Origin of the sequence: Pseudoalteromonas sp. APC 3355, assembly GCF_030407615.1 — a bacterium.
GTDB lineage: Bacteria > Pseudomonadota > Gammaproteobacteria > Enterobacterales > Alteromonadaceae > Pseudoalteromonas > Pseudoalteromonas distincta.
Map to the genome: position 1 here is coordinate 22,826 of NZ_JASDDB010000012.1, position 16,470 is coordinate 39,295.

13 protein-coding genes are annotated in these 16,470 nt (G+C 39.9%); 5 read left to right on the plus strand and 8 right to left on the minus strand.

Annotated elements, in window-relative coordinates:
* Position 1 precedes the first annotated feature (1 nt).
* On the plus strand, positions 2-706 hold the full coding sequence (locus tag QMA08_RS15935) for an NRDE family protein (RefSeq protein ID WP_002963038.1): 705 nt from the start codon (positions 2-4) through the stop codon (positions 704-706).
* Between the two features lie 106 nt (positions 707-812).
* Here the strand turns inward: QMA08_RS15935 and QMA08_RS15940 are convergent, their stop codons facing one another.
* The gene (locus QMA08_RS15940) at positions 813-2,576 is read right to left on the minus strand and encodes a GNAT family N-acyltransferase (RefSeq protein WP_290174929.1); all 1,764 of its coding nucleotides are present in this window, start codon (positions 2,574-2,576) and stop codon (positions 813-815) included.
* 336 nt (positions 2,577-2,912) lie between these two features.
* Here QMA08_RS15940 and QMA08_RS15945 point away from each other — a divergent pair, with 336 nt between their 5' ends.
* The gene (locus QMA08_RS15945; RefSeq protein ID WP_039490270.1) at positions 2,913-4,127 is read left to right on the plus strand and encodes an HD-GYP domain-containing protein; all 1,215 of its coding nucleotides are present in this window, start codon (positions 2,913-2,915) and stop codon (positions 4,125-4,127) included.
* On the opposite strand, the gene QMA08_RS15950 is transcribed toward QMA08_RS15945, so the two are convergent.
* Entirely contained in the window at positions 4,087-4,410 is a 324-nt protein-coding gene (locus tag QMA08_RS15950; protein WP_154903641.1) for a hypothetical protein, read from the minus strand. The two genes, QMA08_RS15945 and QMA08_RS15950, sit on opposite strands and share 41 nt — an antisense overlap.
* A 283-nt stretch (positions 4,411-4,693) precedes the next feature.
* Between QMA08_RS15950 and QMA08_RS15955 the strand changes: the two genes are divergently transcribed.
* Positions 4,694-5,944 (plus strand): outer membrane protein transport protein, encoded by a 1,251-nt coding sequence (locus tag QMA08_RS15955; protein ID WP_024596459.1) that lies wholly within the window; start codon positions 4,694-4,696, stop codon positions 5,942-5,944.
* A gap of 113 nt (positions 5,945-6,057) precedes the next feature.
* On the opposite strand, the gene QMA08_RS15960 is transcribed toward QMA08_RS15955, so the two are convergent.
* From QMA08_RS15960 to pepA, 3 genes are all read right to left on the minus strand, one after another.
* Positions 6,058-8,913: a valine--tRNA ligase gene (locus QMA08_RS15960; protein WP_290174932.1), complete on the minus strand. Its 2,856-nt coding sequence runs from the start codon at positions 8,911-8,913 to the stop codon at positions 6,058-6,060.
* A gap of 53 nt (positions 8,914-8,966) precedes the next feature.
* Positions 8,967-9,413 carry a DNA polymerase III subunit chi gene (locus tag QMA08_RS15965; protein ID WP_290174965.1) on the minus strand — a complete coding sequence of 149 codons (447 nt, stop codon included), beginning with the start codon at positions 9,411-9,413 and terminating at the stop codon, positions 8,967-8,969.
* Between the two features lie 149 nt (positions 9,414-9,562).
* Positions 9,563-11,074, minus strand: coding sequence for a leucyl aminopeptidase (gene pepA, locus QMA08_RS15970; protein WP_039490278.1), 1,512 nt, complete (start codon positions 11,072-11,074; stop codon positions 9,563-9,565).
* A gap of 309 nt (positions 11,075-11,383) precedes the next feature.
* On the opposite strand from pepA, the gene lptF reads away from it, so the two are divergent.
* Complete coding sequence (lptF, locus tag QMA08_RS15975) at positions 11,384-12,496, plus strand: LPS export ABC transporter permease LptF (protein WP_290174933.1); 1,113 nt, start codon at positions 11,384-11,386, stop codon at positions 12,494-12,496.
* Positions 12,493-13,560: an LPS export ABC transporter permease LptG gene (lptG, locus tag QMA08_RS15980; protein ID WP_024603537.1), complete on the plus strand. Its 1,068-nt coding sequence runs from the start codon at positions 12,493-12,495 to the stop codon at positions 13,558-13,560. Before lptF ends, lptG begins: the two co-directional genes overlap by 4 nt.
* Before the next feature lie 81 nt (positions 13,561-13,641).
* Here the strand turns inward: lptG and QMA08_RS15985 are convergent, their stop codons facing one another.
* The 3 genes from QMA08_RS15985 to QMA08_RS15995 all read right to left on the minus strand — a co-directional run bounded on the left by QMA08_RS15985 (position 13,642) and on the right by QMA08_RS15995 (position 16,462).
* The gene (locus QMA08_RS15985) at positions 13,642-14,142 is read right to left on the minus strand and encodes an RDD family protein (RefSeq protein ID WP_278380690.1); all 501 of its coding nucleotides are present in this window, start codon (positions 14,140-14,142) and stop codon (positions 13,642-13,644) included.
* Positions 14,143-14,312: 170 nt separating this feature from the next.
* A complete protein-coding gene (locus QMA08_RS15990; RefSeq protein ID WP_149603170.1) occupies positions 14,313-15,077 on the minus strand; it encodes a DUF6515 family protein in 765 nt (254 codons plus the stop codon).
* 245 nt (positions 15,078-15,322) lie between these two features.
* Positions 15,323-16,462, minus strand: a complete 1,140-nt coding sequence (locus QMA08_RS15995; RefSeq protein ID WP_290174935.1) for an alkene reductase — start codon at positions 16,460-16,462, stop codon at positions 15,323-15,325.
* Positions 16,463-16,470 lie beyond the last annotated feature (8 nt).

Consider the following 16,470-nt stretch of genomic DNA (forward strand, 5'->3'; position numbering starts at 1 on the left):
AATGTGCACGTTAAGTTACTTTTTAACTGATGATGGCTACGAGCTATTTTTTAATCGCGATGAGCAAAAAACACGAGAAACGGCAATCGCTCCAAGTAAGCACCAGGGCAATGCAATTTTCCCCATTGATCCGCAAGGAGGAGGTACTTGGCTTGGGGTATCGCATTTTGGGCAAACACTCGCATTATTAAATGATTACCAAAGTGTATTTGATATAACTGCGGTAAAGCATAGTAGAGGTCTGTTAATCCCTCATTTACTGAGCAATAAAGCCCCTGCATTGTACCAATTACAAAACATGGATTTATCGGGCTACGCGCCTTTTAAGTTGTGTATTTTTCCGGATGGGCTATCGATAAATAACAATAACGTGGTTTTTGTTAGGTGGGATGCAAAGCAGTTAATCCACTGCCAAGTTGAACCACTTGCTACGTCATCAGGTGTTGAGCTTGAAACGGTGACACAAAAGCGTAAACAACAATTTAAGCAACTTATTGATTTAAGACATCCTGAAAGTGAGCAGTTTTTAGCGTTTCATTACAGTAAAGCCGAACAAGGGCAATATGGCGTAAACATGCTAAGAGAAGATGCAATGACGGTCAGTATTAGTCATATTAAAGTTGGTAACACTATACGCTTTAATTATTTTGATAAGCAGTCTCAGCTCATTAGTAGCATTGGTTGTTTAAAAGTGGCTGCAGCTTAACTAAATATTTTTATAGCTGTTACATAACTAAAAAAGTCGACGCAATTAATAGCGTCGACTTTTTTTGCTCAATTTTTACCTGCTATATTAATACAGCAGGTAAAAATTATGAGTGATTTATATAATCATCCTTTTTATCACCAAGGTAGAGCTTAAGTAGCTTTTCAGGCGCACTTGGTAGGTGCACACTTAAAAGTAATCCTGGCGTGTGATTAAAGTTGCTATCAATGCCCATGCAATGAAATTGAGCGCCTAGCTTGTGGTATTGCTTTAATAAAATCGGTATGTCTTTTTTATCTTCTTCTATTCCCATAACCAATGCTGATACATGGCTTATATTTAACGTGTGGTCATTAATAAAGTCTTCAAACTCTGGGTGCAGCTTATTATTAAAAGGCGTATTGGCGCTAACACCTTGTTTATTATTAACCATTGCATGGTCAATAATTGCAACAGAACGAGGGTCATAAAGTTTACTTAATGAAACAGTGCCATATAAAGTCCTATAGCGTGGATTTTGCGCCATAAACGCACCAATCCCTTTAAATAGCAGTAATAAACCATGGTAACTGCCCTGATGTTTTTGAACTATAAACGAGCGACCCATTTCTAAGCACGGCTGTTGCTGATTAATAAAAGAAGGTTCGAAGTTAAACATTTGCGATAAATAAAGAGCGCTCACGTCGCTATTTTTTTGTAATAAATCGGTTTGTCCAATTCTATAAGCACCAATAATTTCTTCATTTTTATGATCAAAAATAAACAAATGCATGTAAGTCGCATCAAACTTATCTGTGTCGCATGGCTCGCCACTTCCTTCGTTTAATGTGCGAAAGGTTATTTCTCTGAGGCGTGTTATTTCAGTAACGCAATTAGGTATTTGCTCTTGGTAGCCGTAATAAACTGAGTAACCTTTAAAGTCGACTAAGTGCTGCTCGCTTGGCAAGTTGGCAAGCTCATTTTTCATTTTTGTTTTATCAACTTCCTGCATAATAGCTTTGAGCTGTGTTGATTGGTTATCCTCTTGCCAAGGCGTTACAAAGCGCTCATCGTTTAAGTAACACTGCAAGCGTGTAAGTGCGTTTATGTCGTCAGTTTTTTCAAACTTATTTAATAATTTGGGTGTAAGTAAATTACCAGCGCTTAAGCTAATAGAGCTTTTTTGAATTTTAAGTAATTCGCGTATTAGCATTAATAATCTAAATCGGTAGTAAACACGCCCCAAGTTATAAAAGGTTGAGCTATTCTGACCGCTAATAAATACAGGCAATAAAGGAGCTTGTGTTTTTAAAGCTAGTTGAGCGGCTAAGCGATTCCATTGCCCGTCAGTTACACGCTGTTTTTCTGATTGAAAAAATGACACTCTTCCCGCAGGAAAAACCACAAGTAAGCCATCATTTTTAACATGACTAAAACACTGTTTTATTGCGCTGGTATTAATGGCTGCTTTTGGTTTTAGTGGGTTAGCAAAAATAAAATAGTCTTTAATTTCTTTAAATATTTTTAAACCCACGTTAGCCATTACTTTTGTATCGCTACGATAATGGGTGAGTAAATTTGCAATAATTACGCCCTCAATCATGCCGTAAGGGTGGTTGCATACCACTATGCAAGGGCCTTGCTTTGGTATTTTGTTAATAACACCTTGTGCACCAAGCACATTAATACCTAATACATTTAACAGCTTTTCACTAAACTCTTGTTTATCTAAACCCGATAAATTATTAGAGAGGTATATATCACGCAGCTTATTGATGCCCAATAGGCTATCGAGCAGCGGAGCGGCTATTTTTAGTATATGACTCAAAGGAGAAACGGTGCTTATTGCCGCTACACTTAAGTTTGATACGGGGTGGTTTAATTTTGTCATATACGTTGATGCTCTTAAATTTTTATAGCTGTTGTGTATATTTAGACCGAGGAAAAACCACATTATGTTCAAATTAGGTTAATTAAGTTTGTTTAAAAGCGTAAAAATAATACTCAAATAGCCTTTTAAGTACTAAGTGGCTGTAGGTTATTAAGAAAATAGAAGAGGGTTTTAATTATCCATAAAATAAGGTTACCCACTACAGCTAATAAGAGTGATACAGCAAGTAATCCTTTGTAGTTATATATCACTACTTACAACTCAAAAACTAGACTTTTAAGCTTAATTAATGCTATTTAAGGTACATCTACTTTAAATGTAAAAAATCTCACCTTTATGCTAATTACTTTGCCTGTGTCTGAGCTCACCCCTGGTATGTACGTTGATAGCGTTACTAAGCAACACGAGGGGATCAATAGCATAAAAATTAAGACCAGTGGCTTGGTGCGCGACAAATCTATTATTAAGCGTTTAGTGTCTGAAGGGGTGCTCGAGCTGCTTATAGATTTTACTAAAGGTGATGCGCCAGTTCCTGCCAAATATAAGCCCCAAAGTGCACCTAAAACATCTAATAGCCAAAAAAAAGTAGAAAAAACACCTATAGCTATTTCTATCGAACAGGAGTTTGCTAAAGCGACTGTAAATTACGATCAGCATGGCCGAAAGTTACAATCATTATATGGTGATTTAACATCTGGCCTGAGTGTTAATATAAAAGTGCTTGATGAAATTGCTAGCGAGATAGTCAGCTCAGTTTTTCGTAATGCTAACGCTATGACTATTCTTACTCGTATAAAAGACAAACATAGCTATAACTGGCGCCATATGATCAACTGCGCCATTTTTACTGCTGTATTTGCTAAATACTTAGGGTATGAAAAGGCTGTTGTACAAGAGCTTGCAATGGGGGCGTTACTTCATGACTTAGGCCAAGCTAAATTACCGCAGGGTATATTTTCCAAGCCAACTAAACTAAGTAATAACGAGCTAGCAGCAATTAAAAAGCATGTTGCCCAAGGTTTAGGTTTAGTTAAAGGTGAGAAGGGTATAACTCCCCTTATGCTCGATATGATAGTAAATCATCATGAGCGGTTAGATGGCTCTGGTTATCCGCGAGGCCTGCAGGCTGAAAAGTTAAGTCGCCCGGCGCGTATAATGGCAATTGTAGATGTGTACGATGCTATGACAGCCGATAGAATGCACCAAGAGGGTGATGAGCCTATTAATGCATTACGCTACTTATTAGCCAATAAACACTTGTTTGATGGTGAGTTAGTTCAGCGATTTATAAAGTGCTTGGGGGTCCATCCGGTAGGGACTATTGTAAAATTAACGAATGAACGTTTAGCCTTAGTGCTTGAGGGGAACGTATTAAATCCTATAAAACCTAAAATTAAACTATTTTATAATGCTAAGCACAATCATCATGTTACACCTAAAGACATAGATTTAAGTGAGCACACCCAAGAGCTTAAAATACTAGCAAGTGTTAAGCCTCTTGATTATCAGATTAATTTGTCTCGCCTGCTAAAAGAGCATTTGTTGAACTAGTTTTACTGCATTGCCTTTTTTTAGTTTGTTTTGCAGAAATAAACGCACCCAAAAAACAACTTCCCATCAGTGTGAGCCATAGCAAAGTACCTAACTCTACGTGCAATGCAAAACAACAAAGCGCTAAAGAAATCAACGCATTTAACATTGCCCCAAGCCAATAATGGTTTACGGGGTTATCGCATTGTCCTGCTTGAGTGCATGCACAGTAGTTTGCTTTGTAGAAGCAAAATACACTCGCCCCACAAAATATTAGCCCTGTAATAATAAATAAAATGATCACAGTTTTACTTCCTTTGCGATTTTATAGTGAGTGTAATTTGCTATATATTTCAAGTCAATCTAAATGATAATTAATTACAATTAGAGCTTTAACTCTAATAACACATTTCTCATCCGATGAGTTTTAAATAGTTGTTAAAATGTCGTTAAATAACATGTTTTTTGCTGTTTTTTGACGCATTCATAGAGTTTTTTACAAAAAATTAAGGTAGTGTAGCAAAGTTTCAAATCCTAATAACAACACACATAGTACCCAGACAGTCAGTTTGGTTAAGGACTCAACAATGAAATTTTCTAAAACCCTTATTGCAGCTTCGCTTGCATTTGTTTCAGCTGATAGCTTTGCAGCTGCGTTTCAATTATCAGAGCAAAATGCATCGGGTTTAGGCCGTGCATACGCTGGTGAAGCTTCTATTGCAGACGATGCATCTGTAGTTGCACGTAACCCTGCACTAATGACTTTATTTAAAGATAAACAACTAAGTGTTGCTGCTATTGGTGTAATCCCAGATGTAAGCTTAGAAGGTGAAGGCGCGCCAACTGGTATTGATCAATCTACATTAGATGACGATAGCATTGCCCCAAGTGCAGTGGTACCAGCAGCTTACTTTACTATGCCTTACAACGATAAAGTATCACTTGGTTTTGGTGCATTTTCTAACTTTGGTTTATCAACAGACTTTGACGATGACTACTCAGCAGGACAGATTGCTGGTAAAACAGAAATCTTCACCGTTAACTTAAATGCAAGCGTTGCTTATAAAGTTACTGAAAAGTTTAGCTATGGTATTGGCTTAAACGTAATTTATGCTGATGCAACAATTGTGCGTCATGCTGGCTCTGGTTTACCATTTGCTTCAAGCACTGAAGTTGTGAACTTGGAAGGTGATGATACAGGTTACGCTTTAAATGTTGGTTTAATGTATCAGCTAGATGATAACAGCCGTTTTGGTTTTAATTATCGTACAGAAACAGATATTACATTCGAAGGTGATTATTCGAATCAAATACCAACAGCTTTTGGTGGATTAAATGGAACTGAATTACCTGGTTCTGTTGAAATAACACTTCCTGCAATAGCTGAATTTTCAGGTTCTCATCAGTTAGATGAAAAACTTGGTCTTCATTACAGTATTCTATGGACAGGTTGGAGTAGCTTTGATTCATTAGAAGCACAAGTTACAGCTCCAACTGGCGATAAGTTTAGCGCATTTAATAAAGATGAAAGCTTCTCTGATTCATACCGTTTCGCTGTGGGTTCAGATTACCAATATAACGAAGATTTATTACTTCGTGCTGGTGTAGCATTTGATCAGTCTCCAGTATCACAAGATCACCTGTCGATCTCTATCCCAGATACAGATCGTTTTTGGTTCTCATTCGGTGGTAACTACACAATTGATCAAAGCTCTAACGTAGATCTAGGCGTAAGTATTATCCGTGGTAAAACTCAGAACTTTGAAGAAGATGGATTTGAGTTTGAATCAGAAGGTAATGCAGTACTTATTGGCGCTCAGTACAACTACAAGTTTTAATGTAGAAGTGTCTTGTGGTTAATCACAGGGCACAAAAAAGCCGCTCACTTTAATTAAAGTGAGCGGCTTTTTTAATGCCTATTAAATAGTGTTAATAGGCATTTTATGAAAGCTTATAAGCTTTCTATTTTAGTTTTTTGCTCAAGTAACTTAGTTTTAGCATCGCTAAACTCAGCCAGTTTTGCATTTTCTTTAGCAAGTACGGCTTCAGGTGCGTTATTTACAAACTTTTCGTTAGCGAGTTTGTTTTGCACTTGTGCTAGGCCTTTTTCTGCTTTTTCGAGTTGCTTATTAATACGCGAAAGCTCGGCTTCTACATCAATTAAGCCTGCCATTGGGATCATGATCTCAAGGTTGCCAACATAAGACGTGGCACATGCAGGTGCCCCGTCTTTGTTTTCAAGCATTGTAAACTCTTCAATTTTTGCAAGTGATGCTAAAAATGATTTGTTTTCTTCAATGCGGCGCACGTCGTCGCTAGATGCATTAGCAAGTAATACACTAAGCGGTTTACTTGGGCTAATATCCATTTCACCACGAATATTACGAATAGCTAAAATGAATTGTTTAACCCACTCTAAGTCATCCATTGCTTTAGCATCAACATTTGCTTCATTATATACAGGGAACGGCTGAACCATAATGCTGGTGTTTGCTGTTTCAAGGCCTGCAAGAGGTGCAACACGCTGCCAAATAGTTTCAGTGATGTACGGCATCATTGGGTGCATTAAACGCAGTAAGCTTTCAAGTACGGTAATAAGTGTATTTCGTGTACCACGTTGTTGCGCTTCATTACCTTTAAATAATACCGGCTTAGTTAGCTCTAAGTACCAATCACAGAACTGGTTCCAAGTGAATTCGTAAAGCGTGTTAGCAGCTAAGTCAAAACGGTAGTTATCAAGGTGCTCAGTGTACGTTTTAACTGTTGACTCAAATTGGCCTAAAATCCAGCGATCAGCTAATGAAAGCTCTTTTTGTGCATCGTTTGCAAAACCACAGTCTTGCTCTTCTGTATTCATTAATACGTAACGGCTCGCGTTCCATAATTTATTACAGAAGTTACGGTAACCTTCAAGGCGGTTCATGTCCCAGTTAATATCACGACCGGTAGATGCCATTGCAGCAAGTGTAAAGCGAAGGGCGTCAGTGCCGTGTGCTTCAATACCGCCTGCAAATACTTTACGCGTATCTTTTTCGATTTTAGCGGCAAGTTTTGGCTGCATCATGTTACCAGTACGTTTTTGTACTAGGTCTTCAAGTTCAATGCCGTCAATCATGTCTAGTGGGTCAAGTACGTTACCTTTTGACTTAGACATTTTATCGCCGTTGTCATCACGTATCAGACCCGTTACATACACGGTTTTAAACGGAACTTGTGGTTTGCCATTTTCGTCTTTTACAAAGTGCAGCGTCATCATAATCATGCGCGCAACCCAGAAGAAAATAATATCAAAACCAGTTACTAACACGTCAGACGGATGGAAGGTTTTTAAATCATCGGTATTTTCAGGCCAGCCTTGTGTAGAGAAAGTCCAAAGCGCTGATGAGAACCACGTATCAAGTACGTCTTCGTCTTGGCTTAGCGTTACGTTATCTGCAATGTTGTTTTCACGGCGAACTTCGGCTTCGTCGCGACCAACAAATACATTGCCTTCACTGTCGTACCAAGCTGGGATACGGTGACCCCACCAAAGCTGGCGTGAAATACACCAATCTTGTACGTCGTTCATCCACGAGAAGTACATGTTTTCGTATTGCTTAGGTACAAATTGAATGTCGCCGTTTTTAACAGCGTCTTTTGCAGGTTCAGCAAGTGGTGCAACACGTACATACCATTGGTCGGTAAGCAGTGGCTCAATTACCACACCAGAGCGATCGCCGTAAGGAACCGTTAAACCATGGTCTTCAATTTTTTCAAGTAAACCTAGTTCTTCAAATTCTGCCACAATTGCTTTACGCGCTGCAAAACGATCAAGTCCATGTAGGCGCTCAGGTATTGGTGCATCAAACTCAAGCTCTTTACCGTCAAAGGTGTATGTTTCACCTTGGGTAAGAATAGCGGCGTCTTTATCGAAAATGTTGATCATAGGCATTTGATGACGCTTGCCCACTTCGTTATCGTTAAAGTCGTGCGCTGGGGTTATTTTTACACAGCCCGTGCCTTTATCTTTATCGGCATGTTCGTCAGCAACAATTTTAATACGACGATTAACGATGGGTAATAAAATCTCTTTACCGATTAAATCTGTGTAGCGCTCATCATCTGGGTTTACTGCAACACCTGAGTCACCCAACATGGTTTCAGGGCGAGTTGTAGCTACTACTATGTAGTCTTTTCCGTCTTGTGTTGTTACGCCATCAGCCAGTGGGTAACGTAAGTTCCACATGTGGCCTTGCTTGTCTTTGTTTTCAACTTCAAGATCAGAAATAGCAGTGTGTAATTTAGGATCCCAGTTTACTAGGCGCTTGCCTCGGTAAATTAGGTTTTCTTTGTGAAGGCGTACAAACACTTCTTTAACAGCTTCAGATAAACCATCATCCATTGTAAAGCGTTCACGATCCCAATCAACCGATGCGCCAAGGCGACGAAGTTGCTTAGTGATAGTGCCGCCAGATTCTTTTTTCCATTCCCAGATTTTATTAATAAAATCTTCGCGGCCTAAATCGTGGCGTGTTTTGCCTTCTTCGGCATGCAGTTTACGCTCAACCAACATTTGCGTTGCAATACCTGCGTGGTCAGTACCTACTTGCCATAATGTGTTGTTACCTTGCATACGTTTAAAACGCGTTAGGGTATCCATTATTGTATCTTGGAAGGCGTGGCCCATGTGTAAGCTACCAGTAACATTTGGCGGCGGGATCATAATTGAATATGGTACGCCTTGGCCAGATGGCTTAAAGTAGCCTTTTTGTTCCCAGTCTTGATATAGCGACTGTTCAATATCTTGCGGATTGTAGGTTTTATCCATTACACAGAACCTTAAATAAGTACTTAAATTAGTTGGTTAGTTTGCCTGATTGGCTAGCTATTAATATCTTGCGTGGTGAGATTGGCACCGAGTTGGCGTAGCTTTTTAAAACGCTCGCGGGCTGCTTGCTTAGCAGCTGGTTCTACGGGTACAAAATCAAAAACTTGGTTAAACCGACGAATGTAATCCGGTAACTGAGTAGCCAAGTTAATTAAAACTTTACGATTGCCAACAGGTGGCGTAATACCAATTTCTACAGGTGCGCCGCCTTTAGGGCCTTCACCTTGTAAATTATGTGGCACAAAACTATCTGGATCGAATGCCCAAATTATTTCATCAATGGCACAGGCTGCTTCGTTATCGTTAACACAAATAAACACACGTTGCCCATTTCGATACTGATCGGCCGCAATTTGAGCTGCCAATGCAAAATGCTCGTCAGCCTTCGCTTTAGACTCATCTTGTTGCTTTAGAACGAAAAATTTAGCGTTCATGTTCATTGTATCGGGGTTTCCCATGACATTGAATGTATACCAAATTGATATACACAAATTAAGAGGCAGATTTTGCCATATAACGGGGTTTGCTTCAATTAATACACAAATAAATAAGGCGCCAAATGGCGCCTTATAAATAGCTAAATAGATTATTAATCGTGCGTAGCTTCGCTTACACCCGCTCGGTTTAATAAATACTGAGTAAGCATAGGAACAGGACGGCCCGTTGCGCCTTTTTTAGCGCCACTGCGCCACGCGGTACCGGCAACATCTAAATGTGCCCAATTATACTTTTTAGTAAATTTAGATAAGAAACATGCCGCAGTAATAGTACCCGCAGAGCGTCCACCTAAGTTCGTAAAGTCAGCAAATGGGCTTTCTAGTTGATCTTGATAGTCATCCCATAACGGTAACTGCCATGCACGGTCGCCACTTTGCTCAGACGCTTTTAATAAATCGTGTGCAAGTGGGTTATGGTTTGATAGTAAACCAGTAGCATGCGCGCCAAGGGCTACAATACACGCGCCAGTTAGCGTTGCTACGTCAATAACCGTATCTGGGTTAAAGCGTTCAACATATGTTAGTGCGTCGCATAATACTAAGCGGCCTTCAGCGTCGGTGTTTAATACTTCAACTGTTTGCCCCGACATTGTTGTTAAAATATCACCTGGACGATACGCATTTGAGCCAGGCATGTTTTCACAACCCGCTAAAACACCAATAACGTTAATCGGCAATTGCATTTGTGCAAGTGCACGCATTGCGCCAATAACGCCTGCTGCTCCGCCCATGTCGTATTTCATTTCGTCCATGCCTTCGCCTGGTTTTAATGAAATACCGCCTGAATCAAACGTTAGACCTTTACCAACAAGTACAATAGGGGCTTGGTCATCAGCGGCGCCTTTGTAGTTAATAATCGACATAATCGATTCGTTATCACTACCTCGGCCAACAGCTAGGTAAGAATTCATACCAAGTTCTGCCATTTGCTTTTCGCCAATAAGATCAACAGTGATGTTGTCAAAATCAGTTGCCAGCTCTTGTGCTTGTTCACCTAAGTACACAGGATTACAAATATTTGGTGGCATATTAGCTACGTCTTTACATAGCTTACTACCTGCTGCAATGGCTAAACCATGCTCAATAGCGCTTTCGCCAATAGTTAGTTCGCGTCGTGTTGGTACGTTAAACACCATTTTACGCAGTGGACGACGAGGGTCTACTTTTTTACTTTTCAGTTGGTTGAACGTATATAAGCAGTCTTGCGTTGTCTCAACTGCCTGACGTACTTTCCAGTAGGTGTCGCGACCTTTAACGTGTTGCTCTGTTAAAAAGCAGACTGCTTCCATAGAGCCCGTTTCGTTTAAGGTATTAATAGTTTTAGAAATGATTTGTTTATATTGCTTATCATCAAGCTCACGCTCTTTACCACAACCAACAAGCAATATGCGCTCGCTTAATACATTAGGTACATGATGCAATAATAAAACTTGGCCTGGCTTACCTTCTAAATCGCCACGGCGAAGTAAATTAGAGATATAACCATCACTAATTTTATCGAGTTGTTCACCAATGGGGGATAACCTACGTGGCTCGTAAACGCCAACCACAATACATGCGCTGCGCTGTTTTTCTGGGCTACCACTTTTTACGTTAAATTCCATTGTTACTCCTGGTTTTGAGTCGTTTAAGTTACTAAGTTGGGGCTAAAAAAGTATTTTCTAGTCTTATCTACGTAACTTATGTAAGGATAATTCTTATTTTAGCTGATTTTGCTAGACTCTTACTGTGTAATTGAACTTTATATGCTTAAGGGCTACTAATGCAACATTATATCGTGCACTTAGGTAGGATAATTAATTTTGATGGCTTATAATAATAGCCTATTTGCCGGTATTAATTGGGTAAAATAGCTATTTAACTATTCAATTCTCACTATCGTAGTGAAATTCCATGTTTAACAGGGGCGAGCATTGCTAATTTTCCGTTATTTGACCGCTGAGGTTTTAAAATCGCAGGTCGCCGTATTTTTAACTTTGATGACAATATTTTTGTCACAAAAGTTAGTTGGTATTTTAGGTGATGCCTCTGAGGGCAGCATTCCTGCTAAATTAGTGTTATCGATGATTGCACTAAAACTTCCACAACTAGCCTCGCTAATACTTCCGCTGAGTATATTTTTAGGCATTATTTTAGCCTACAGCCGTATTTACGCCGATAGCGAAATGACCGTACTTAAAGCATGTGGCGTAAGTGAATGGTATGTTGTGCGCGTAACACTTATATCAAGTGTAGGGCTTGCTATATTAGCCGCAGCACTGACTATGTATATAGCGCCGTGGGCAAGCGAGCAAGAGTATCAATTAAAAGAGCAAGCCAAAGCCGATGCTGGGTTATCTGCACTCAGAGCTGGGCGGTTCCAAGAAACCGGTAACGAAAAAGCCGTGGTATTTATTCATAATATTGAAAAGGGTGGCAAAGAGCTCAATAAGGTATTTGTTGCACAGTTACCCGATAGCGAAAAAGGCAACCTAGCGCGCTTAGTATATGCACAGCAAGGTATTGTGGTTGAAGCCGTAAATGGTGAGCAACAGCTCGTGCTAACAGACGGTAAACGCTACGAAACAGATGGCACAACGCCTGCACTTAATTTAACAGAATTTGATGGTTACAGCGTACAAATACGAGAACAAGAAATAGAGCATCAACGCCGTAAATTAGAGGCTGTGCCAACTAACCAATTATTGGCTATAAACACTCCTGAATCTATTGCTCAATGGCAATGGCGACTCGCTATTCCGTTATCAATCCCACTACTTACCTTACTGGCAGTGCCGCTAAGTGTGGTTAATCCTCGCCAAGGTAAATTTGCAAAACTAGTGCCTGCTATAAGCTTGTACTTAGGCTATTTTATTTTACTAAATGCCGCTAAATTTGCAGTTGAAGATGGAAAAATTCCGCCTTCAATTGGCTTGTGGTGGATTCACCTAAGTGCCTTATTTATAGGTGGGTTATTAATTATAAAAGGGCGACCGTTGGGCGCTTGGCTTAAAGCCGTTGTAACTAAGCGGGAGTTAGGCTCATGATGAAAACGCTTGATTGGTATTTAGGCCGCAGTATTTTACAAACTACCGGCTTTGCATTGTTAGTACTTGTTGGTATTAGCACCTTAATTAAGTTTATCGACCAGCTAAAGTCGGTAGGGCGTGGCAGTTACGATTTAATGACCGCAATGCTTTACACGCTTTACACAATACCTGGCGATTTAGTGGTGTTTTTTCCGATGGCTGCGCTAATTGGTGGCTTAACGGGTTTGGGGGCACTTGCTTCAAACAGTGAGCTGGTAGTGATGCAAGCGGCTGGCATGTCGCGCTTACAAATAATTGGCTCTGTGATGAAAACGGCCATATTTATGGCTGTATGCATGATGGCACTTGGCGAATGGGGTGCACCTGAAGCGCAATTACACGCCAAAGAAATGCGTAACCAAGCAATACATGGCGGCGATGTATTTAACACACAAAAAGGTGTATGGGCTAAAGACGGCAGCAATTTTATTAATATTGAAGATGTTGACGAAAACGGCAGGCTCAACGGGGTACACATGTACCACTTTGACAAATCGCTAGAGCTTACCCAAATCACTAAAGCAAAAGATGCACTGAGCCGAAAAGAAGGCTGGCTACTTCGTGATGTAAATAAGGTTATTATTACGAGCGAAAAAACCACAACAGAGCAACTACCAGAAGAGTTTTACCCTTCACAATTGACCGCTGAAAAGTTAGGGGTTGTTTCGGTAAAACCAGAGTCACTTTCATTTACTGGGCTTTGGTCGTATTTAACTTACTTAGAGCAAAACGAACAAGACACCAGTACCTACGAGCTTGCTCTGTGGCGTAAGCTTATGCAGCCTGTATCTGTAGCGGTAATGCTGCTGGTGGCACTCTCGTTTATATTTGGCCCACTGCGTACTGTTACGATGGGCGCACGTATTATTATGGGTGTTGTAACGGGGATTGTGTTTCACTTAACTAATGAAATATTTGGCCCTGTAGTTATGGTTTACCAAATACCTGCCATTATAGGTGCGGTATTACCCAGTATTATATTTATAGGCTTTGCGACATATTTGATGAATAAACGGGTATAGAGTACCTATTCAAAGCATTAAAAAAGGGTGACCAGTGGTCACCCTTTTTGCTTTTTAATTACCAGTTTTGGAAAGCTGGTATTAATCAAGCTCACTATAAATACGTCTGTTTTCTTCTTTAGTAAGTGCAATAACTTCTGTTTTAGAGATGTAATCTTGCAGTGCTTTTTTGTTTTTAAAATCGATTAACACCACCAAATTACCTAAACCGAGTAAAGCGCTAACGCTGCGGATAATTGATTGCGGCCAGCTAATTAAATTACCCTCAAGAGTTTGTACTTTTAAACGCCATGCACGCATGCCAATGGTTTGCCCGCTTTTAGTCCAAAAGTAGCCAAAAAATACTAAGCTAACAATAATTAAAAGAGCGGTACGAATACCCGAAAGAAGATTTGAATTTTGAATAAATGCAGATACATCCTCTGCGCCATTTAAACTAATTACATCGAGAGAAATAAGCCCCTGTACTGCAAATAAATACAGCACTACAGTTAACATCGCAAACGCAATAATGGCTAACGTATCGTAGACCAACGACGCAAAACGGCGCCAAAAACCAGCACGTGGAAACTCACCCGACATAAATACACTCTCACTATTAATATGCGAGCTAGTTTAACAAAAAAGCTTACAAATACTAAGACATGTTAATGTTTAGAGAGAATTGATTTTATTGCTGTAAATTACTACCTACGAAGGGGAATGAAAAAGACCCTACTATTTACAGTAAGGCCTTTTAATTTATAGCGAGTTTAACCTAGCTTAATGGCAAGGTATTTTATGTCGTCACCACTTATTTGCGGTAAAAAATAAATATCGCCGTATTTAAAATACTGCTGCGAGTTAATTATTACGGCCTGTGCTGCCTGTGGCAATGAATCGTAAGTTTGGCCCAAGCTATAGTCATTCACATTACCCACTTTTATTGCCTGATTAAGGCGAGTTGATGGCTCATCAACAACCGTATAACCATCATTATCCGCAATGTAGTACACATTTTGATAAGTGTAGTAAGTCGTATTATGGTGTTTAAAATGCCTGTAATTTCTTGGAAGCGTATTTATACGCAGGCCTCTAGGTGGTTTAACAACATGGTAGCCTCTTTTAGCTTTACGGTAATAAAGGCCGTCGTTAAACGTAAACGAAATACCATTAAATCTGATTGATGCGCTATTGCGTGGTAAATGGTTTATAAATCGATTTTGTCTGTAAGCGACTGAATTGTGATGGCTTGTTAAGTAGTTATATTTTCGCTGGTTGTAGCGGTGTAGTTCACGCTTTTCCTGTTTGTACTTAGCAAGTTTACGTTTTTCTTGCTTACGGTCTTCTCGTTTTTCTTTTTTATGCTCAATACGCTGCTTTTTTTCATGGCGGCGTTCATCGCGTTTATATTCAACACGTTTGTCGTGATCGCGTTTAAAGCTTTTATCATTCTCTCGCTCGTTTTGTGCTCCAAGCGCAGAGCCTGATACTGCGCCAATGGCGAGCAGGGCAGGTAGTAAAAAAGTAAGTTTCATAGTATTGCCTCGTTTATGTTTTTACATAACTGGGTTCAATACTAGCGGCTCAAACTGAATGTTAACTGACATACAACAGCAAACGGAGTTATGCTTACAGCTTTTTACATTTTACTGACGGTTCTTGACATAATCTCTAGTTTTTGACGATTTTAGGAACGTTTTAATATATCAAAATGATTAGTCGTGTCACAAAAAATAGCTATTAAATTAGTAATTAAGCCTTCCTTGGCTTTGCAGGTTAATTACTTTTGATAAAAAGGATAATCGCTATAACCTACTTCAGTACCGCCATACATAGTGGCTGCATCAGCTTCGTTAAACGTCCAATTATTTGCTATACGCTCTGGTAAATCAGGGTTAGCTATAAATGGGCGACCAAATGCAAATAAGTCACCGTAACCTTCACCTAAAATACGCACTGCTTTTTCTACTGTGTATTTACCTGCATAAATAATGCGCCCTGAAAATTCAGCTCGGACTGCTTTATAAAATTCTTGTGGTAAATCGGGAGCGTTATCCCAATCAGCTTCCGCAATCGATAAGTAAGCAATACCTGCTTGCTCAAGCACTTTAACGGCCTGGATATAGGTGTGATGAGGGTTTGATTCAACAAGTCCTAAATACACTCGTGTTTCATCTGTGCTTTCAAATAAAGGAGCAAAGCGAACACCTAAACGGTTTGCGCCTACAACGTCACTTACCGCTTCAACTATCTCTTTTAAAAAGCGCAGGCGATTACTAAGCGTTCCACCGTATTGATCGTCACGGTTATTAGTATGCTCAGAAATAAACTGATTAACTAAATAGCCGTTAGCACAATGAAGCTCCACACCATCAAATCCAGCTTCTAGAGCATTGCGTGCAGCTTGGGCATACATGTTTACCAGCTCGACAACCTCAGTCGTACTTAATGCACGAGGCTCACTTGGGTCAGCCAATGCGCCTTCACCAGGTGCGGTTTCAATAAATACTTTTACGTTGTCAGCAATAATATCTGAAGGGCCAACCGGTTTACCTGAATTTGGTTGTAGTGTGGCGTGCGATACGCGCCCTACATGCCAAAGCTGAGCAAAAATAACACCGCCTTTAGCGTGTACTGCTTGTGTTACTTTTTTCCAGCCTTCAATTTGTGCTTGCGAGTGAATACCTGGAGTCCAAGCGTAACCTTGCCCACGAGGTTCTATTTGTGTGCCTTCGGTAACCATAAAACCAGCCGATGCACGCTGCGAGTAATACTCAGCCATTAATTCATTAGGAATATTGCCAGGCTGAGTGCTGCGAGAGCGAGTAAGAGGAGGCATCACAATACGGTTTTTAAGTGTAAAAGGGCCAAGCTCAATTGATGAGAATAAAGGAGCGGTATTAACTAAATCTGATTTCATTTTAAATT